We start from the raw sequence: 18587 nt of genomic DNA on the forward strand, positions 1-18587 counted from the left end.
TTGCCGGCGATGAGGCCATCAGCGACACCGACAATTTCAGAACAAAGGACTCCGCGATATGGCGTACCAGCCCCAAGAAATCTTCTTCCGCAGCAGTGCCCCGGTCACCATCGACGAAGACAAATGCATCGCCGAGAAGGGCTGCACCGTGTGCGTCGAGGTCTGCCCCATGGACCTGCTGGCCATCAACCCTGCCACGCAGAAGGCGTACATGGCCTTCGACGAATGCTGGTACTGCATGCCCTGCGAGAAGGACTGCCCCACTGGCGCGGTGAAGGTCGACATCCCTTACCTGCTGCGCTGAACCCTCCCGTCACCACGGACCGCGCCATGACTGAACGCATTACCGACAACTCCGACATCCTTGCCTTGCTGCCTCGCCTGCAGGCCGTCGACCCTGGCGTGCGCCGCATCGGCCTGATCGATCTGGCCGACCTGGAAGATCCCGAGGCCTTGCCGTGGCTCACCGATGCACTGCTGGCCGACACCTGCGACGAGGTCCGTGCCGAGGCCGCGCGTCTACTTGAGGCCTGGGAAGAACCCGAGGTGGTACAGGCCTTGTGCGCCGCGCTGGCCGATACCGCCGAGCCGGTGCGCCAGGCCGCCGCGCAGAGCCTCAGCGAGCTCAAGAGCCTTGAGGCAGGCCAACTGATCCTGCCGTGGACCCATCACGCCGAGCCGTTCGTGCGCGCCAGTGCCTTGCGTGCCTTGCGCGAGCTGCGCCTGGAAGACGCAGCGGCTCCTGCGTTGCTGGCGCTGGCGGATGACGCCGCCGCCGTGCGGCGGGAGGCAGTGGGCATCCTGGGCTGGCTCAAGCACCAGCCAGCCTTGCCGGCGCTGGCACGGCTGGCCGAAACCGAGCCCGACACCGATGTGCGTCGTGCGGCCATTGGTGCGCTGGGCCTGGCGCGTGACAGTAGCGTGCTGCCGGCGTTGATGGCGGCGCTGAACGATGCCGCATGGCAAGTGCGCGAAGAGGCCGCCACTACCTTGGGTAAAGTGGGTCAGGAACAGGCGGGCCCGGCGCTGGTGAATGCACTTGCCGATGAATTCTGGCAGGTCCGCCTGCGAGCGTCTCGTTCACTGGGGCGCCTGCGTTATGGTCCTGCACTGGACGCGCTTGGCGAGCTGCTCGGCCATGGCATCGCCAACCTGCGCAAGGAAGCGGCCCTGGTGCTTGGTGAGCTGGGACAGGCACGAGCCCTGCCGGTGTTGCAGGCGGCCGAGGCCGACAACGATCCGGAAGTGCGCAAGGCGGTGCGCATTGCCCTGGCTCAACTGCGTGGTGTGGCGTGATGAATGCCCCGGGGGCCATTCGCAACCTGCGCGGGTCGGGGGAACTGGTCATGCAGTGGGATGATGGCGAACACCGTATCAGCCATACCCGACTGCGTGGCGCCTGCCCGTGCTCGCAATGCCGCGCGGCGCGGCTGTCGGGGCGCATTGCGATCGTGCGCGACGATGTACGCATCGAGCGAATCGAGGTACAGGGTTATGGGGTGCAGCTGGTGTTCAGCGATGGGCATGAGCGGGGGATCTATCCCTGGGCTTACCTGCGAGATATTGGTTGAAGCCACTGGCCCTATCGCCGGCAGCCATTACAAGGCAATCAGCTCAGGCCTCAGCCCTTCGACCCGCCGCGCCGCTGGTGGCAGGTACCCACCAGCGCCCGTGATCTGGTGCAGCACCTTCTCCCGCAACCCATGCAACGCCGCACCTGTGCGCAGCCGTGGGTGTGGCAGGTCGATCTCCACCACCGACTTGATTCGCCCCGGGCGTGGCTCCAGCACCACCACCCGATCAGCCAGGTAGGTGGCTTCCTCGGCATCGTGCGTCACCAGCAAGGTCGTGATACCCGCACGTTCGCGAATGGCCAGCAGTTCATCCTGCAGTTGCTGCCGGGTCAGCGCATCGAGTGCGCCGAACGGCTCGTCCAGCAGCAGGATGCGAGGGCTGGCCACGAGCCCCCGGGCGATCGCCACGCGCTGGGCCATGCCGCCGGAAAGCTGGTGCGGGTAAGCCGACTCGAAGCCGGCCAGGCCCACCAGCAGCACGAATTCATGCACGCGGCGCGCGCGCTCACCCTGGGTCAGGGGCTCGTTGACCAGGCCCAGGGCGATGTTCTGTTCCACCGTCAGCCATGGGAACAACCGGTGCTCCTGGAACACGATGCCACGCTCGCCAGCGATGCCGCTGACGGCCTGGCCGTCGACGCGGATGTTGCCGCTGTAGTCGGTGTCCAGCCCCACCAGCAGGCGCAGCAGGGTCGACTTGCCGCAGCCGGAAGCGCCGACGATGGCGATGAACTCCCCTTCGTTGATCGACAGGTTGAAGTTGCGGATGGCTTCGAACGGCTGGCCATCGACGCTGAACACCTTGCCGACGTTCTCGAAGCTGACCCGCGCGGGCGTGGTGTCGGATTGGTTGGCGGCCAGCAAGTGCGACGTGTTGAAAGCGTTCATGCGGTTCTCCAGCGCGTGGCGCGCGATTCGAGGCGTTGTCCGAGGGTACCGAGCAGGGCGCCGACCAGGCCGATCAGGACCATGGCGGCCATGACCTGATCCATGCGGAACAGCTGTTGGGCGCCGATCATCAGGCTGGCGATGCCGCCGTCCGAAGGCATGAAGTATTCCGCGCCGATGGTGCCCAGCCAGGCGTAGATCAGCGACAGGCGCAGGCCGGCGAAAATGGCTGGGGCGGCGCCGGGCAGCACCAGCAGGCGCACGCGTTGCCACAGGTTCAGGCGCAGGGTACGGGCGGCTTCGCCCAGTTGCGGCGACAGGCCGGCGATACCGCGCTGGGTGGCGATCAGCAGGGGGAAGAAGGCGGCCAGGCCGACAAACACGTGCTTGGCGCCTTCGCCCAGGCCGAACCAGGCCGTCAGCAGCGGTACCCAGGCGAACAGCGCCACCTGGCGCAATGCCGACAGGCTGGGGCCGATGGCGCGTTCGGCACTCTGTGACAGGCCGAGCAACAGGCCCGTCAGCAACCCCGCGCTACCACCCAGCAGCAGCCCGGTCAGGGTCCGTTGCAGGCTCAGCAGCATGGCCTGCGGCAGCGAGCCATCGGCCACGCCGGCGAGCAGCGTGTGCAGGACCTGCAGCGGCGAAGTCAGGATGTTCTGGTCGACCCAGCCAAGGCTGCTGTTGGCTTGCCACAGGGCAAGCAACGCGGCCGGCAGCAGCAGGCTTTGCCAGCCTTTGGGCAGCGGCCCGCGCTGCTGTTCGCCGGTGGCCGCCTGCGGCCAGAACAACAGGCGTTTTTCCAGCGTTGAAAAGCCTCGCTCCAGCAGCGCGCCGACCAGGCCGATCACCAGGATGCACAGCAGCACTAGGTCGAGCATGAACAGCTGCCGACCCCACACCATCAGGTAACCGATACCTTCGCTGGAGGCCAGCAGTTCCACGGCCAGCAGCGACGTCCAGCCGGTGGCCAGGGCCAGGCGTACGCCGGTGAGGAAGGCGGGCAGGGCAGCTGGCAGCAGCAGGCGCAGGAACAGCAGATGCCTTGGCAGGCGCAGCACCGCGGCGGCTTCGCGCAGCTTGGGCTGGGCGTCGCGCACACCGACCAGCGTGTGCAAGGTCACCGGCACCACCACGGCTTTTACCAGTACCACCAGCTTGAGCACTTCACCGATACCGAAGAACAGCATGAACAGCGGGATCCACGCCAAAGTAGGAATCTGCGCGAGCGCCACGAAAGTCGGCAGCACCAGCGTTTGCGCGGTGCGTGAGGTGCCCAGCCACGTTCCCAGCAACAGGCCGCTGGCGATGCCCGCCAGCAGTCCCCAGAACAGTCGCTGCAAGCTTATCCACAGATGTCCCCAAAGCTCACCGGAGCCGAACTCCAAGGCGCTCTGCCAGACCAGTGAAGGCGCTGGCAGGATCTGCTCGCTCATCCAGTGCTGCCCGCTCGCCACCCCCCACAACAGTGCGATAAGCGCCGGCAACACCCAGGGCAGCACGCACCCGGCAATGTAGGAGCGGCCTTGTGTCGCGAAAGGGCTGCGCAGCAGCCCTGGAAGGCTCCCCTTGTTCAGAATTCCATTCATCGGCCATCTCTCGAAGCGCATATGGATTATTCACTTATGGAATTAAAAAATCATCAAAGTGATCTTCAAGAGATAAGAGCATGTACCTCACGCATCCGTAACCCTTTGTCCGTTGCGTTTTGCTCATATTTTCCATGCGTTTTTCGCAACCTGAGCGCGGAGCCACGTACTGCCTGATTTATGTCTTCTGGTTACTAAAAAATGAAGTTTTGATCTTTGTAGGTTCTAACCAGACCTGCCTAGCTTCTGGCCAAAGCGCCGGCCATCGCCGGTGGCAGCCTGCCAAGGAGCCTTCCCATGAAAACCCCGTTGCGCCACCTGATCACCGCCCTTGGGCTGGTCGGTTTCTTCGCCCTCGGCGCCCAAGCCGCCGAGCCGGCCAAGCCTGAGAGCATCCGTATCGCCGTGCCCGACCTGAGCGCGGGCAGCAAGCACAGTGCCGGGGGCGTGGTCGATGTGCTGCGCGATCAGCAACTGCTGGAGAAGGCGTTCGTCAAGGACGGCATCCGCATCGACTGGCACTTCTTCAAGGGCGCCGGGCCAGTGGTCAACGAAGCGCTGGCCAATGGTCAGGCAGACTTCGCCTACCTGGGCGACCTGGCGGCCATCGTCGGCAAGGCCAACGGCCTCGACACCCGCGTGCTGAGTGCCGGCGTTCGGGGAGTGAAAAGCTACCTGGGCGTGGTGCCCGGCTCGGGCATCAAGACCTTGCACGACCTCAAGGGCAAGCGCGTGGCGGTGTTCCGTGGTACCGCCAACCAGCTTTCGTTCGCCAGCGCCCTTGCCAGCCAAGGGCTGTCCGAACGCGACCTGAAGGTGATCAATCTGGATTTCAACGCCGCCAACGCAGCCCTGGCCGCGAAGCAGATCGATGCAACCTGGGGCCTGTCCAGCCTGCTGTCGCTGCGTGAGCGGGGCCTGGTCGAACTGCCGGTCAACTCCCGCGACCTGGAAGGCGCCGGCAGCACCCAGGCGGTACTGCTGGGTACCGGGGCGTTCATCGACAAGTATCCAGCGCTGGTCCAGCGCCTGGTCAATGCCCAACAACAGGCCGCCAGCTGGTTGCGTGACGAACACAACCGCGAGGCCTACGTCGACCTGGTGGCGAACAACGCCAACTGGCCCCGCAGCATCCTTGCCGACGACCTGGCCAAGGAAGACCTCGCCCACTATTTCGATCCCCGCCTGGACGCCGAATTCGTCGCCCAGCTGCAACAAGGCGTCGACCTGGCGGCCAAGGAGCGCCTGATCCGCCGCACCTTCCAGGTTTCCCAGTGGCTCGAACCGCGTTTCCTCGATGCTGCCTTGCAACAGGAACAGGCCACGCAGGCCGCCCGCTGAACCCCATCACCCGACAATGACCGCAAGGACCACGACCATGAGCAATGCTGCACTGGCCACCGCGCCGCAAACCCTCGAACTCGATATCCACCCCGTTGCCGGCCGCATCGGCGCCGAGATCCGTGGCGTCAGGTTGTCCGCCGAACTCGATGCCGCGACCGTCGAGGCCATCCAGGCCGCGCTGGTCAGGCACAAGGTGATTTTCTTCCGTGGCCAGAGCCACCTCGACGACCAGAGCCAGGAAGGTTTCGCCAAATTGCTCGGCGAGCCGGTCGCCCACCCCACCGTACCGGTGGTCGACGGCACCCACTACCTGCTCCAGCTCGATGGCGCCGAAGGCCAGCGGGCGAACTCCTGGCACACCGACGTGACCTTCGTCGATGCCTACCCCAAGGCCTCGATCCTGCGCAGCGTGGTGGCGCCGGCCTCCGGTGGCGACACCGTGTGGGCCAATACCGCGGCGGCCTACCAGGAACTGCCCGAGCCGCTGCGGCAACTGGCGGACAAGCTATGGGCGGTGCACAGCAACGAATACGACTACGCCAGCGTCAAGCCGGACGTCGACCCGGCCAAGCTCGAGCGCTACCGCCAGGTGTTCACCTCGACGGTGTACGAGACCGAGCACCCGGTGGTGCGCGTGCACCCGATCAGTGGTGAGCGGGCGCTGCAGCTGGGGCACTTCGTGAAACGCATCAAGGGCTATTCGCTGGCAGACTCGCAGCACCTGTTCGCGGTGCTGCAGGGGCATGTCACGCGCCTGGAGAACACCGTGCGCTGGCGCTGGGAGGCGGGGGATGTGGCGATCTGGGATAACCGCGCCACGCAGCATTATGCGGTGGATGACTATGGTACCCAGCCGCGGATCGTGCGGCGGGTGACGCTGGCCGGGGAAGTGCCGGTTGGTGTGGATGGGCAGTTGAGCCGGACTACGCGCAAGGGCTGATAGCGTCGGGGCCGCTTTGCGGCCCAATCGCTGGCAACGCCCGCGCAGATCACACCTCTGTATCACAGGCAATCAACTGCCTGACCATCCCCTGCGCCAATGGCGACAAGCCATACCCCACCCGGCTCACCACCCCATAGCGGGTATAGAACGACTCTTCCTGCTCCGGCGCCAGATCCGCCAGCTGCAGCGCCACCAGCCCCTGGCCCATCTGATACGGCCGCAGGTTGGCACTGCAGGCGATGCCAATGGTGTCCGAGTGCATCACCACATTGAGCAAGGCATAACCATGCTCGCATTCCACCGTCGGCAGGAAGTCCTGGCGCCCACTGAGGTCGCTGAGGATCTTGCGGATGTTCGGTGGGCGGAAGGTGGTCGCCAGCGGGAAGTCGAACACATCCCGCGCCCGCACCTCGCTGCGCTCGGTCAGCGGATGCCCCGCACGGCAGCAGAAGTGCCAGCGCTGCGCTGCCAGCTTGTGCACGCGGTAGTCCGGGTCGGACTCGAACTGGCGGGTGTCGGCGACGAAGAATTCGATCTCCTCGGCGATCAGCTTGCGGTTCAAGGCCTGCCAGTTATCCACCTGGAAGCACGTGCGCGCCGCCGGGTACTCGGCAACGAAACGTGCCACCGCCCGGGGGACCAGGCCACCGGCCGGGGCCGGGCCGGAGCCGAAGCGCACAACGCCCGTGGTCGCACCGTTGAACTGGTGAATCTCGTTGACCAGGTTGTGCGCCCCATGCACCAGCCGCCGTGAGTGCTCAAGCACCAGCAAGCCTTGTCGGGTGGGCGACAGCTCCTTGCTGGCGCGGTCGACCAGGCGGCAGCCGACGTTGTGTTCCAGGGTCTGGATGCTGCGGCTGAAAGCCGATTGCGACAGGTTCACCGCGGCCGCCGCAGCGACAAAACTGCGGTGCTCGACAAGGGCGATGAAGTGGCGGAGCTGTCGGAGATCTATATGCATTTTCTACATGAAAACTATCGGTCGAATGCAATTGATGAAGAGGGTGAGCCCCCTTATAAAGGGACTTACTTATTCCACAAAATATGAATTACAAATATTTATATCTCTTAAAAGAATATAAGCCCCGCTGACCGCGATACGATTCCGCCAACGGAAATGCTCGCCAGGGCCCATGCCTCAAGGAGCATTTGCATGTCCCGAGTTTTCCGTTGGCCTGCGCACGTGTCGCGGTCCGCCTTGCAACCCTTGGCCGCTGGCGTGTTGCTGGCGGCTTCCGGCGCCAGCTTCGCCGAAGAACCTTCAAGCACCACCCCGACCGTGGAACAGGACGCCAAGCTCGGCACCGTCACGGTCAACGCCCGCCGGCGGGAGGAAACCGCCCAGGACGTGCCCACGCCGATCAGCGTGCTCGACAGCGAGACCCTGGAAACCCAGCGCATCTACCGTGTGCAGGATCTGCAACAGCTGGTGCCCAGCACCAACGTGGCCTATGTGCATGCGCGCCAGTCGAGCATCTCGATTCGCGGCCTGGGCAACAACCCGGCCAGTGATGGCCTGGAAGGCAGCGTCGGCATCTACCTGGACAACGTCTACCTGGGCCGCCCGGGCATGGCGGTGTTCGACCTGCTCGACGTGGAGCAGCTGGAAGTGCTGCGCGGCCCGCAAGGCACCCTGTTCGGCAAGAACACCACGGCGGGTGTGCTGAACATCACCACGCGCAAACCGACCTTTCACCGCGAGGGCAGCATCCAGCAGTCCGTCGGCGAGGATGGCTACCTGCAGACCCAGGGCAGCTTCTCGGGGCCGCTTACCGACACGCTGGCCGGCCGCCTCAGTGCCTATCACACCGAGGACGACGGCTATGTGAAGAACGTCTACAACGGCGAAGACCTCAACGGCGGCAAGCGCCAGGGCTTTCGTACCCAGCTGCTGTTCCAGCCCAGCGACACCTTCAACCTGCGCTGGATCGGCGAGTACAACGAGGAAGACTCCAACAACGGCATCCTCAGCCTGTACAGCACCGGCCCGAACCGCTATGAAAGCCTGGCCGCCCAGGCCGGCGCGACGCTGGTCTCGGGCAAGGACCGCAAGGTCAATTTCGATGCCGAGCAACGGGTGACGGTGTTCCAGGGCGGGACCTCGGTGGAGGCCAACTGGACCCTGCCCAACGACTTCACCCTGACCTCGATCACGGCCTACCGCTGGTGGGACTTCACCCCGCGCAACGACGACGGCCTCAACGTGCCGGTGTTCCACAGCGCCGGGGTATCGGTGCGTGACAAGCAGTATTCGCAGGAGATCCGCCTGGCCTCGCCAACCGGAGGCGCCTTCGACTATGTGCTGGGGGCGTATTACTTCAAGCAGGACCTGGACAACACCTCCTTCACCTATTACGGCCCGCAGGCCGACGTCTGGAACCTTACCCCGGCGGGGGCCCTGAACAACGTCAACACCATTGGCGACGGGCACATCGATACCGACAGCTACGCGCTGTTCGCCCAAGGCACCTGGCACCTGACCGACCGACTGGACTTCACCGCCGGTGTGCGCGGCACCTATGAAGAGAAAAGCGCCTGGGTCACCCGTGATGCGCCAACCGGTGGCGCCGCAGTGACCGGTGCTGCCGCAGCCGCGCGCCAGGGCCGGGTGGGGGCCTATGATTCGGGCGACCTCAACCAGTACAGCTTCAGCCCCTCGGGGCTGCTCGGCCTGAGCTATCGCTTCAACGAGCAACTGCTCGGCTACGCCACGCTCACCCACGGCGAGAAGTCCGGTGGCATCAACCTCACCGTCGGCGCGGCGCCGCGCCTGGGCACCGACTCGCTGTTGGTCGGCACCGAGCGGGTCAACAATGCCGAAGTGGGGCTCAAGAGCACCCTGTTCGACGACCGCCTGCAGCTCAATGCCAACCTGTTCTGGGCCGAGGTGCATGGCTACCAGGCCAACGTCTACGACCAGATCAACCGCGTGCAGTACCTGGCCAACGCTGGCAGCGTGCGCTCGCGCGGCCTCGAATTCGAAGCCACGGCGCTGCCGATCCGCGGTCTGACGGTGAACTTCAACGGTTCATGGAATGACGTGCGCTACACCGACTACGACGATGCCCCATGCCCGCCGGAAGTGAGCCTGGCCAATGCCACAGCCACCTGCGACCTGTCCGGCCACCAGGTGGTTGGCGCCTCCAAGTACATCGCCAACCTCAACGGCCAGTACAAGTGGCAGCTGACCGATCACATCGAACCCTACGTCACCGCCAGCTACGCCTTCCGCTCCAAGGCGGTCGGCACCATCGACGATTCCGACTTCGGCCAGATCCCCAGTTATGCGCTGGTCAACCTCTCTACCGGCGTGCGCCTGGACCAGGGCGACGGCGTGCTCGATCTGTCGCTGTGGGTGAAGAACGCCGGCGACAAGACCTATTTCACCAGCCTGTGGAACTCCGCCAACGGTGGCTATGCCGGCGTGCTCGGCACCCCGCGCACCTTCGGCGCCACCGCCCGTTACGACTTCTGAGTAAAAAGGAGCTTTGCCATGAATGCCAAGACCGAAACCCCCGTGCTGCCCGAAGGCGCCTGCCTGACGGCCAAGGTGCCCGAGCGTGATGAAGCGCTGCTCGGCGACGTGCAGGTGAACCCGTATCGCCTGGCGCCGCTGACCGCGATCATCCGTGACGGCGGGCGCGCCTTGAGCGCGGCTCATGTCCGTGTGCTGGGCCGAGGCGAACGCGGTGTGGACATCGCCTATGAGGTGTCCGACCGCGCGCTGTGGACCTACGGCGGCATCCCGGTGTTCGGGTTGTATCCGGACTACGTCAACCAGGTGGAAGTGACCTGCAAGCTCGACGGCGAGCGTGTTCGCCAGCGCTACCAGATCTATGCCCCGGCCGTGCGCCTGCCGGTGGTGGCGAAGCAGACGGCTGCATTGCCGGAAGTCGAGCCGGTGAAAGTCGCACCCGGCTTCGAGAACCGCCTGTACCTGTTCAACCACCTGCAAGGTGACATCCCCGGCGGCCGTGCTTTCAAGTGGAATGGCCTGGGCGGCGCCGCCGAGTGGGACCAGGTGGGCAACAACTGGATCGCCGACAGCAATGGCGACGTGCGCTGGTACCTGGATATCGAGCAGATCCACGATTCCAACCGCCGCGACGGCCTGGGCGGCACCATGGGCTTCCAGCAGACCCGCGACGGCAAGCTGATCTGGGGGCAGGGCCAGACCTATTCGAAGTACGACCTGCTCGGCCGGCGCATCTGGCAACGCAGCCTGCCCGACAAGTTCGCCGACTTCTCCCATGAAATCCGCGAGACCGCCAACGGGACCTATCTGCTGCGGGTCGGCACCAGTGACTACCGCCGCCCGGATGGCAAGCGCGTGCGCTCGATCCGCGACCACATCATCGAGGTCGACGAGGCCGGGGACGTGCTGGACTTCTGGGACCTGAACCAGATCCTCGACCCGTACCGCGGCGACTTGCTGGAAACCCTGGGCAAGGCCGCCCTGCAACTGCCTGACGGCGTGCAGAAGCAGGACGACCGGCTGGCCAATGAACTGGCCGAAGGCAACCTGCCGTTTGGTGACACGCCGGGGGTCGGCACCGGGCGTAACTGGGCGCACGTGAATGCCATCGACTACGACGCCGATGACGACAGCATCATCGTTTCAGCGCGCCATCAGGGCGTGGCGAAGATTGGCCGTGACAAGCAGGTGAAGTGGATTCTGGCCTCGCCACAGGGTTGGCCGCAGCGTTTGCAGGAAAAGGTCCTCAAGCCGATCGCCAGCGAAGGCTTCGACTGGTCGTGGACCCAGCACACCGCCTGGTTGACCGGCAAAGGAACGTTGACCGTGTTCGACAATGGCTGGGGGCGGGATTTTGCGCCGACCAAGCTGAGCGGCAACTATAGCCGGGCAGTGGAGTACAGGATCGACGAGGTCAAGGGCACGGTCGAGCAGGTTTGGGAGTACGGCAAGGAGCGCGGCGACGAGTGGTATAGCCCAGTGACTTCGGTGGTGGCTTACCGGCCCGAGACCGATACCCAGTTCATCTATTCGGCTTCGGTGAATTTCCTCACGCCGGAGAAGCTGACCACCACGGTGCTCAATGAGGTGCGTCGCGGGACTCAGGAGGTGCTGGTGGAGTTGAAGGTGCACAGCCGTCAGCCAGGGAGCGTGGGTTACCGGGCTTTGGTGATCGATCTGGCCAAGGCGTTCTGAATCATCCCTTCCGGGAGGGCCGTCGGTCCTCCCTTCACATTTCTTTCAGTTCATTCGTCTAACCTGTACTGGCCTCATCGCCGGCAAGCCGGCTCCCACAGGTACGCCACCGAGCCTCCTGTGGGAGCCGGCTTGCCGGCGATGGGAGCAACGCTTTTTCGGATGGGCTGTTCAACCATTCGTTCTTTTTTTCGAACAGCCTATTGTCCTACACCCCAGCAGCCGCTTAGCATTCGTTTGAGATTTCAAACGCTCGATGCCCTGTATTGGGCGCTTTTCAATAAATCAACAATTCGGGAAGCCGACATGCAGCTCAAAGACGCTCAGTTGTTCCGCCAGCAAGCCTTCATCAACGGTGAGTGGCTGGATGCGGACAGCGGCCAGACCATCAAGGTGACCAACCCGGCCACCGGTGAAGTCATCGGTACCGTGCCGAAGATGGGCACTGCGGAAACCCGCCGCGCCATCGAAGCCGCCGACAAGGCCCTGCCGGCCTGGCGTGCACTGACCGCCAAGGAGCGTTCGGCCAAGCTGCGTCGCTGGTTCGAACTGATGATCGAGAACCAGGAAGACCTGGCTCGCCTGATGACCACCGAGCAAGGCAAGCCACTGGCCGAAGCCAAGGGCGAAATCGTCTATGCTGCCTCGTTCATCGAGTGGTTCGCCGAAGAAGGCAAGCGCATCTACGGTGACACCATCCCGGGCCACCAGCCAGACAAGCGCCTGATCGTCATCAAGCAGCCAATCGGCGTTACCGCGGCCATCACCCCGTGGAACTTCCCGGCCGCGATGATCACCCGTAAAGCCGGCCCGGCCCTGGCCGCTGGCTGCACCATGGTGCTCAAGCCTGCTTCGCAGACCCCGTACTCTGCCCTGGCCCTGGTCGAGCTGGCCAACCGTGCCGGTATCCCGGCTGGCGTGCTGAGCGTCGTCACCGGCAGCGCTGGCGAAGTCGGTGGCGAGCTGACTGGCAACTCCCTGGTACGCAAGCTGTCCTTCACCGGCTCGACCGAAATCGGTCGCCAGCTGATGGAAGAATGCGCCAAGGACATCAAGAAGGTTTCCCTGGAGCTGGGTGGCAACGCCCCGTTCATCGTGTTCGACGACGCCGACCTGGACAAGGCGGTCGAGGGCGCGATCATCTCCAAGTACCGCAACAACGGCCAGACCTGCGTCTGCGCCAACCGTATCTACGTGCAGGACGGTGTCTACGACGCCTTCGCCGAGAAGCTGGCCGCCGCCGTGGCCAAGCTGAAGATCGGTAACGGCCTGGAAGAAGGCACCACCACTGGCCCGCTGATCGACGGCAAAGCTGTCGCCAAGGTCCAGGAACACATCGACGACGCCGTTTCGAAAGGCGCCAAGGTGCTGGCCGGTGGCAAGATCATCGAAGGCAACTTCTTCGAGCCGACCATCCTGGTCGATGTGCCGAAGTCTGCCGCTGTCGCCAAGGAAGAGACCTTCGGCCCGCTGGCGCCGCTGTTCCGCTTCAAGGACGAGGCCGAAGTCATCGCCATGTCCAACGACACCGAGTTCGGCCTGGCCTCGTACTTCTACGCTCGCGACATGAGCCGTGTGTTCCGTGTTGCCGAGGCCCTGGAATACGGCATGGTCGGCATCAACACCGGCCTGATCTCCAACGAAGTCGCGCCGTTCGGCGGTATCAAGGCATCGGGCCTGGGCCGTGAAGGTTCCAAGTACGGCATCGAGGACTACCTCGAAATCAAATACCTGTGCATCAGCATCTGATGCGCTGAAGGTTTTACCTCTGCCAGCGGGGCGCGAGAGCGACGTCTCGCTGGCCTTTTTGACATCGCAGTACCTGGTGGCCAAGGCGCCTTTGACAGTCGATCAACGAATACTGATCAAGGGCACACCCAGCCACCCCCGAGTAAAAGCGCCGCTGACCGGCGCAAATGAGGGCATTATGAGCAAGACCAACGAATCCTTGATGCAACGTCGTGTAGCCGCCGTCCCACGTGGCGTTGGCCAGATCCACCCGATCTTCGTCGACACCGCGAAGAACTCGACCGTGATCGACGTTGAAGGCCGCGAACTGATCGACTTCGCCGGCGGCATCGCAGTACTGAACACCGGCCACCTGCACCCGAAAGTGGTTGCAGCCGTGCAAGAGCAGCTGACCAAGGTCAGCCACACCTGCTTCCAGGTGCTGGCCTACGAGCCTTACGTCGAGCTGTGCGAAAAGATCAACAAGCTGGTTCCAGGTGACTTCGACAAGAAGACCCTGCTGGTGACCACCGGCTCCGAAGCCGTCGAGAACGCCGTCAAGATCGCCCGTGCCGCCACCGGCCGCGCTGGCGTGATCGCCTTCACCGGCGGCTACCACGGCCGTACCATGATGACCCTGGGCCTGACCGGCAAGGTCGTGCCGTACTCCGCTGGCATGGGCCTGATGCCAGGCGGCATCTTCCGCGCCCTGTTCCCGAGCGAACTGCACGGTATCAGCGTTGACGACGCCATCGCTTCGGTCGAGCGCATCTTCAAGAACGATGCCGAGCCACGCGACATCGCCGCCATTATCCTCGAGCCGGTACAAGGCGAAGGCGGCTTCCTGCCAGCGCCGAAAGAGCTGATGAAGCGCCTGCGCGAGCTGTGCGACAAGCACGGCATCCTGCTGATCGCCGACGAAGTACAGACTGGCGCCGGCCGTACCGGTACCTTCTTCGCCATGGAACAGATGGGCGTCGCGCCTGACCTGACCACCTTCGCCAAGTCCATCGCTGGCGGCTTCCCGCTGGCCGGTGTGTGCGGCAAGGCCGAATACATGGACGCCATCGCTCCGGGCGGCCTGGGCGGCACCTACGCCGGTTCGCCGATCGCTTGCGCCGCGGCCCTGGCCGTGATCGAAGTGTTCGAGGAAGAGAAACTGCTGGATCGCAGCAAGGCCGTCGGTGAGCACCTGACCACCGGTCTGCGCAAGATCCAGGAAAAGCACCCGATCATCGGCGACGTCCGTGGCCTGGGCTCCATGATCGCTGTGGAAGTCTTCGAAAAAGGCACCCACACCCCGAACGCTGCCGCCGTTGCCCAAGTGGTTGCCAAGGCACGTGACAAGGGTCTGATCCTGCTGTCCTGCGGCACCTACGGCAACGTCCTGCGTATCCTGGTTCCGCTGACCGCCGAAGACGCACTGCTGGACAAAGGCCTGGCCATCATCGAAGAGTGCTTCGCTGAACTCGCCTGATGTGACGCGCTTCATGAAAAAACCCGCCTAGGCGGGTTTTTTTTGTGCCAAACAAAGGCCCGTGACGCTATGGTTGTGGCAGGACTTGCCTTGGAAGCTGCAACGGATTGCGTGTCAGGGATATTCAGGAGTTGGCCATGAGCGCTGCAGACCCCACACCACCTAGCGTACTGATTGCCGAAGGCGATCCGTGGGTACGCGACATGCTTCGCGAAATGCTCCTCAGCGTGCGTTGCGATGCCCAGTTGCATGAGTGTGCCGACGGTTCGCAGGCGTTGACGGCACTGGCCAGCAAACCCGACCTGATCATCGCCGCCCGTGAACTGGCCGGCGTCGATGGTCTCGACCTGCTGCGCAAGGTTCGCGCCAAGGGCCCCGGGCTGCCGTTCATCCTCATCAGCAGCCGCAGTGACAGCGCCAGCGTGCGCGAAGCGCTGCCGTTGCACCCCACGGCCTACCTGAGCAAGCCGCTGAACATGGAAAACCTGCGCAAGCGCCTGCAGGAGCTGCTGCTGGCGGTGGGCGAGCAGATCGCTTGCCCGCTGCCGCCCTTGCAGCCCGGCGCGAGCCTGCCTGCCTACCTCGAACAGCGCAGGGCCAGTGCCGATGGTGGCCCGCTGTTCGCCGACGTGCAGCGGGCGATCAAGCGCGCGCTCAACCCTCAGGGGCTGAACCTCAAGGTGCTGGAAGAAGAAGTGCGCAGTGATCCGCAGGTCACTGCCGTGCTGATCGCGGCCGCCAACAGCGCCAGCCTGCATCGCGATGCCCCGGTGCAGACCCTGATGCAGGCGTTGACCAAGCTGGGCAGCACCCAGAGCATGAACCTGATCCTGGGTCTGACCCTCAAGCGCAGCGCGCGCCTGAGCGACCCCTTGCTGACGCCGCAGGCCGCGCATTTCTGGAATCTGTCGTTGCATACCGCCGAGTACGCCCGCTCGCTGGCGCGCATGCTCGACCTGGATGAAGAGCGGTGCTATTGCGCGGGCTTGCTGCATTGCCTGGGCGACCTGGCAGTGCTGCGTTGCTTGCAGGAGTGGCACCTGGCTGACGGGGAGCTCGACGAGGCGCGGGTGAAAGCCTCGCTCGGTGACTTCGGTGCAGCGTTCGGTTCGGCCCTGCGTACCCGCTGGCGCTTGCCGCTGAGCCTGCGAGAGCTGATCGCGGCGATCTACCAGCTGGGCGGTGGGGTGTATTCGCGCGAGATCCTGGCCATGAACCTGGCTGGGCAGTTGGCGAGGTTGCCGGCGGACCAGGGGCTGGAGAAGGTGGCAGACAACAAGACTGCGCGATTGCTCAAGGTCGGGCTGCCGGAGTTGAGCCGGTTGCGCAAGGTTGAGAATCCGCCGGCGCCTGAAGAGCACGTTTCGACTTGAGACCCTGGGGCCGCTTCGCGGCCCATCGCCGGCAAGCCGGCTCCTACAGGGTCGGTGTGGGAGCCGGCTTGCCGGCGATAGGGCCAACCCAGGCATCGAAGGCGCTGGTCAACCCCGCACTATCTGGTTCTTGCCCTGCCGCTTGGCCCGGTACATCGCCGCATCGGCCCGGCCGAACAAGCTGTCCACCGATTCATCCTCGTCGAGCAGCCCGGTCAGCCCCTGGCTCACCGTCACGCCATAGCTCTGCTGCCCATGGCTGAAGCTCAGCCGCTGGATCGCCCGCTGCAGCCGCTCGGCGATCTGCTCGGCGACCTGTGCATCGCATCCCGGAAACACCGCCGCGAACTCCTCACCGCCAATACGCCCAAACAGGTCGCCCCGACGTAGCACGGCCTTGCCGCTGTCGGCGATGCGTTGCAGCACCTGGTCACCCTCCTGGTGGCCGTAGCTGTCATTGATCTGTTTGAAATCATCGATGTCCAGCAGCAGGAACGCCAGAGGCGTGCCGTCCTCCCGGGCGCGGTCGAAGGCCTGGCGGGCGCAGTCGAAGAAGTGCCGGCGGTTGCTGCTCTGGGTCAGCACGTCGGTGGTGGCCAGGCGCTGCAGTTCGCCCTCAAGCTGCTTCTTCTCGGTGATGTCCTCGGCAATGCCGACGATGATCACCCGGTCGCCTTCGCGCTGCTGGTTGATGTAGCACTTGTCGCTCAGCCAGCGCAGCTGGCCGTTGCCGTTGAGGATGCGGTATTCGCGGTCCTCCACTGCGCCCTTGAGCAACACCTGGGCGAGGCTGCGCTCGGCGTATTCCAGGTCGTCGGGGTAGATGCTGTCGCGCCATTCGTTGTAGTCGGCCAGGACCAGGCTGGCCGGGCGACCGAAGATTCGCTCGTAGGCAGGGCTGACGTAGAGCACCTGGCGGGTTTCCCAGTCGAACGCCCAGAGCACGGCGTTGACGCTGTCCAGCAGCGAGCTGTAAAGCTGCTCGCGTTCGCTGAGCCGGGCCACTTCGCCCTGGGCGTGGAGCAGGGCGAGCAGGGTCTGGGCGGCTGCGGGTGGGGAGTTGCCGGGCAGGGATGAATCGATGTTCTTGGCCATGTGCACGGAGCGGTTCTCGACGGGAAGGCGTGCGGCCACGAACCGGCCCGCCACGCGGGCGATGTGCCGGATTCGAGTGTGTTCGAGGGGGTGAAGTTCCGAGCCGGCACGCCCTGGGACGGGGCGTGCCGATCAACGGCATCAGACGGCGCCGGGACGCAGGGAGTAGGTTTTCAGCTGCGCCGCGAAGTCGCGCAGGGCGTGGATGCCGCTGGCCTCGGCCTCGTGCACCCAGTCTTTCATCGCCGACAGCATGTCGTGGCCGTTGGCGCTGGTGCGGGCCCAGATCTGTTGCAGCGCCAGGCGCTTCTCGTAGATGGTCTTGAGCGCCTGGCTGTGGGCGAGCATGGTCTCGATACGCACATGGTGGCGGTCCTGCAGCAGGCTGGTTTCCCGCGACAGCAGGCGCTTGGCGCGGCGGAAACGGTGGCGCACCGACGCGTCGACCTTGCCCAGCTCCTGCTTGACCAGCGGGCCGATCACCAGCTTGCGGTACTGGGCCATGATCTGGAAACGGTTGTTCAGGATGGCCATGGCAGTGTCCATGTCCAGGCTGGCCTTGCCCTCGACGCGATGGGCAATGGGCGCCACGCGTTGCACCTTGGCCAGGCGCAGCAGGCACAGCAGGCGGATCCAGGCCCAGCCCATGTCGAACTCCCAGCGCTTGACCGACAACTTGGCCGAGTTGGGGTAGGTATGATGGTTGTTGTGCAGCTCCTCTCCGCCAATGATGATGCCCCAGGGCACCAGGTTGGTGGCGGCGTCGCGGCATTCGAAGTTGCGATAGCCCACCGCGTGGCCCAGGCCGTTGACCACCCCGGCGGCCCAGAACGGGATCCACATCATCTGTACCGCCCAGACGGTGATGCCGAGGGTACCGAACAGCAGCAGGTCGATCACGGCCATCAGGGCGATGCCACCGAGCTTGTAGCGGGAATAGAGGTTGCGCTCGATCCAGTCGTCCGGGCAGTTCTTGCCGTAGATGCGCAGCGTCTCGGGGTTGCGTGCCTCTTCGCGGTACAGCTCGGCGCCTTTGCGCAGCACGGTGCCCAGGCCTTTGTACACAGGGCTGTGCGGGTCATCGGGCGTTTCGCACTTGGCGTGGTGCTTGCGGTGCACGGCGGTCCATTCGCGGGTGTTCTGCGCGGTGGTCAACCACAGCCAGAAGCGGAAGAAGTGCTTGAGCGCGCCGTTGAGCTCCAGGGCGCGGTGGGCGGAGTAGCGGTGCAGGTAGATGGTGACGCTGACGATGGTCACATGGGTCATCAGCAGGGTGACGCCGATCAGTTGCCAGACCGACAAGTCGAGTAGACCGTTGTACCACATGGATATGGAAACCCTCGGGATTGCGGGGGAAAGGACTGATTATCCCTTGGCCGGGAAATAAAACCAGTCACCCTTTCAGA

General features: G+C 64.5%; 15 protein-coding genes. 10 read left to right on the forward strand and 5 right to left on the reverse strand.

Annotation, left to right across the window (positions count from 1 at the left end):
• The first annotated feature begins 58 nt into the window (after positions 1 to 58).
• The 3 genes from PPL01S_RS08330 to PPL01S_RS08340 are packed head-to-tail and all read left to right on the forward strand — an operon-like array spanning position 59 to position 1571.
• Positions 59 to 304 carry a 4Fe-4S dicluster domain-containing protein gene (locus PPL01S_RS08330; protein ID WP_008096634.1) on the forward strand — a complete coding sequence of 82 codons (246 nt, stop codon included), beginning with the start codon at positions 59 to 61 and terminating at the stop codon, positions 302 to 304.
• A 26-nt stretch (positions 305 to 330) separates the two neighbouring features.
• On the forward strand, positions 331 to 1296 hold the full coding sequence (locus PPL01S_RS08335) for a HEAT repeat domain-containing protein (RefSeq protein WP_028625549.1): 966 nt from the start codon (positions 331 to 333) through the stop codon (positions 1294 to 1296).
• Entirely contained in the window at positions 1296 to 1571 is a 276-nt protein-coding gene (locus PPL01S_RS08340; RefSeq protein WP_016394120.1) for a DUF971 domain-containing protein, read from the forward strand. The genes PPL01S_RS08335 and PPL01S_RS08340 overlap by 1 nt, the downstream gene beginning before the upstream one ends.
• Positions 1572 to 1598: 27 nt before the next feature.
• Here the strand turns inward: PPL01S_RS08340 and PPL01S_RS08345 are convergent, their stop codons facing one another.
• Together PPL01S_RS08345 and PPL01S_RS08350 are read right to left on the reverse strand one after the other, a co-directional pair.
• Positions 1599 to 2462 carry an ABC transporter ATP-binding protein gene (locus PPL01S_RS08345; protein ID WP_028625548.1) on the reverse strand — a complete coding sequence of 288 codons (864 nt, stop codon included), beginning with the start codon at positions 2460 to 2462 and terminating at the stop codon, positions 1599 to 1601.
• Positions 2459 to 4051 carry an ABC transporter permease gene (locus tag PPL01S_RS08350; protein WP_028625547.1) on the reverse strand — a complete coding sequence of 531 codons (1593 nt, stop codon included), beginning with the start codon at positions 4049 to 4051 and terminating at the stop codon, positions 2459 to 2461. Before PPL01S_RS08350 ends, PPL01S_RS08345 begins: the two co-directional genes overlap by 4 nt.
• 297 nt (positions 4052 to 4348) lie before the next feature.
• Between PPL01S_RS08350 and PPL01S_RS08355 the strand changes: the two genes are divergently transcribed.
• Together PPL01S_RS08355 and PPL01S_RS08360 are read left to right on the forward strand one after the other, a co-directional pair.
• Complete coding sequence (locus PPL01S_RS08355; RefSeq protein ID WP_028625546.1) at positions 4349 to 5392, forward strand: ABC transporter substrate-binding protein; 1044 nt, start codon at positions 4349 to 4351, stop codon at positions 5390 to 5392.
• A gap of 37 nt (positions 5393 to 5429) precedes the next feature.
• A complete protein-coding gene (locus PPL01S_RS08360) occupies positions 5430 to 6335 on the forward strand; it encodes a TauD/TfdA dioxygenase family protein (protein WP_016394124.1) in 906 nt (301 codons plus the stop codon).
• Between the two features lie 49 nt (positions 6336 to 6384).
• Here PPL01S_RS08360 and PPL01S_RS08365 read toward each other — a convergent pair whose 3' ends face one another.
• The gene (locus tag PPL01S_RS08365) at positions 6385 to 7299 is read right to left on the reverse strand and encodes a LysR family transcriptional regulator (RefSeq protein WP_016394125.1); all 915 of its coding nucleotides are present in this window, start codon (positions 7297 to 7299) and stop codon (positions 6385 to 6387) included.
• A gap of 156 nt (positions 7300 to 7455) precedes the next feature.
• Between PPL01S_RS08365 and PPL01S_RS08370 the strand changes: the two genes are divergently transcribed.
• From PPL01S_RS08370 to PPL01S_RS08390, 5 genes are all read left to right on the forward strand, one after another.
• On the forward strand, positions 7456 to 9813 hold the full coding sequence (locus PPL01S_RS08370) for a TonB-dependent receptor (protein WP_415639443.1): 2358 nt from the start codon (positions 7456 to 7458) through the stop codon (positions 9811 to 9813).
• An 18-nt stretch (positions 9814 to 9831) separates the two neighbouring features.
• The gene (locus PPL01S_RS08375) at positions 9832 to 11508 is read left to right on the forward strand and encodes an aryl-sulfate sulfotransferase (protein ID WP_028625544.1); all 1677 of its coding nucleotides are present in this window, start codon (positions 9832 to 9834) and stop codon (positions 11506 to 11508) included.
• Positions 11509 to 11814: 306 nt separating this feature from the next.
• Positions 11815 to 13257: an NADP-dependent succinate-semialdehyde dehydrogenase gene (gene gabD / locus PPL01S_RS08380; RefSeq protein WP_016394128.1), complete on the forward strand. Its 1443-nt coding sequence runs from the start codon at positions 11815 to 11817 to the stop codon at positions 13255 to 13257.
• A 178-nt stretch (positions 13258 to 13435) separates the two neighbouring features.
• Positions 13436 to 14713: a 4-aminobutyrate--2-oxoglutarate transaminase gene (gabT, locus tag PPL01S_RS08385; RefSeq protein ID WP_016394129.1), complete on the forward strand. Its 1278-nt coding sequence runs from the start codon at positions 13436 to 13438 to the stop codon at positions 14711 to 14713.
• Between the two features lie 137 nt (positions 14714 to 14850).
• Positions 14851 to 16086 carry a response regulator gene (locus PPL01S_RS08390; RefSeq protein WP_016394130.1) on the forward strand — a complete coding sequence of 412 codons (1236 nt, stop codon included), beginning with the start codon at positions 14851 to 14853 and terminating at the stop codon, positions 16084 to 16086.
• 108 nt (positions 16087 to 16194) lie between these two features.
• On the opposite strand, the gene PPL01S_RS08395 is transcribed toward PPL01S_RS08390, so the two are convergent.
• Positions 16195 to 17181, reverse strand: a complete 987-nt coding sequence (locus PPL01S_RS08395; protein WP_016394131.1) for a GGDEF domain-containing protein — start codon at positions 17179 to 17181, stop codon at positions 16195 to 16197.
• 141 nt (positions 17182 to 17322) lie between these two features.
• The gene (gene desA / locus PPL01S_RS08400) at positions 17323 to 18507 is read right to left on the reverse strand and encodes a delta-9 fatty acid desaturase DesA (RefSeq protein WP_016394132.1); all 1185 of its coding nucleotides are present in this window, start codon (positions 18505 to 18507) and stop codon (positions 17323 to 17325) included.
• Between the last annotated feature and the right edge of the window lie 80 nt (positions 18508 to 18587).

Origin of the sequence: Pseudomonas plecoglossicida NBRC 103162 = DSM 15088, assembly GCF_000730665.1 — a bacterium.
GTDB lineage: Bacteria > Pseudomonadota > Gammaproteobacteria > Pseudomonadales > Pseudomonadaceae > Aquipseudomonas > Aquipseudomonas plecoglossicida.

Bases quoted from the DNA above. Each gene is read 5' to 3' on its own strand.
- PPL01S_RS08350 (WP_028625547.1), bottom strand. From the start codon at position 4,051: ATGAATGGAATTCTGAACAAGGGGAGCCTTCCAGGGCTGCTGCGCAGC.
- PPL01S_RS08370 (WP_415639443.1), top strand. From the start codon at position 7,456: ATGCTCGCCAGGGCCCATGCCTCAAGGAGCATTTGCATGTCCCGAGTT.
- gabT (WP_016394129.1), top strand. From the start codon at position 13,436: ATGAGCAAGACCAACGAATCCTTGATGCAACGTCGTGTAGCCGCCGTC.
- PPL01S_RS08345 (WP_028625548.1), bottom strand. From the start codon at position 2,462: ATGAACGCTTTCAACACGTCGCACTTGCTGGCCGCCAACCAATCCGAC.
- PPL01S_RS08395 (WP_016394131.1), bottom strand. From the start codon at position 17,181: ATGGCCAAGAACATCGATTCATCCCTGCCCGGCAACTCCCCACCCGCA.
- PPL01S_RS08375 (WP_028625544.1), top strand. From the start codon at position 9,832: ATGAATGCCAAGACCGAAACCCCCGTGCTGCCCGAAGGCGCCTGCCTG.
- gabD (WP_016394128.1), top strand. From the start codon at position 11,815: ATGCAGCTCAAAGACGCTCAGTTGTTCCGCCAGCAAGCCTTCATCAAC.
- desA (WP_016394132.1), bottom strand. From the start codon at position 18,507: ATGTGGTACAACGGTCTACTCGACTTGTCGGTCTGGCAACTGATCGGC.
- PPL01S_RS08360 (WP_016394124.1), top strand. From the start codon at position 5,430: ATGAGCAATGCTGCACTGGCCACCGCGCCGCAAACCCTCGAACTCGAT.
- PPL01S_RS08390 (WP_016394130.1), top strand. From the start codon at position 14,851: ATGAGCGCTGCAGACCCCACACCACCTAGCGTACTGATTGCCGAAGGC.
- PPL01S_RS08355 (WP_028625546.1), top strand. From the start codon at position 4,349: ATGAAAACCCCGTTGCGCCACCTGATCACCGCCCTTGGGCTGGTCGGT.
- PPL01S_RS08365 (WP_016394125.1), bottom strand. From the start codon at position 7,299: ATGCATATAGATCTCCGACAGCTCCGCCACTTCATCGCCCTTGTCGAG.
- PPL01S_RS08330 (WP_008096634.1), top strand. From the start codon at position 59: ATGGCGTACCAGCCCCAAGAAATCTTCTTCCGCAGCAGTGCCCCGGTC.
- PPL01S_RS08335 (WP_028625549.1), top strand. From the start codon at position 331: ATGACTGAACGCATTACCGACAACTCCGACATCCTTGCCTTGCTGCCT.
- PPL01S_RS08340 (WP_016394120.1), top strand. From the start codon at position 1,296: ATGAATGCCCCGGGGGCCATTCGCAACCTGCGCGGGTCGGGGGAACTG.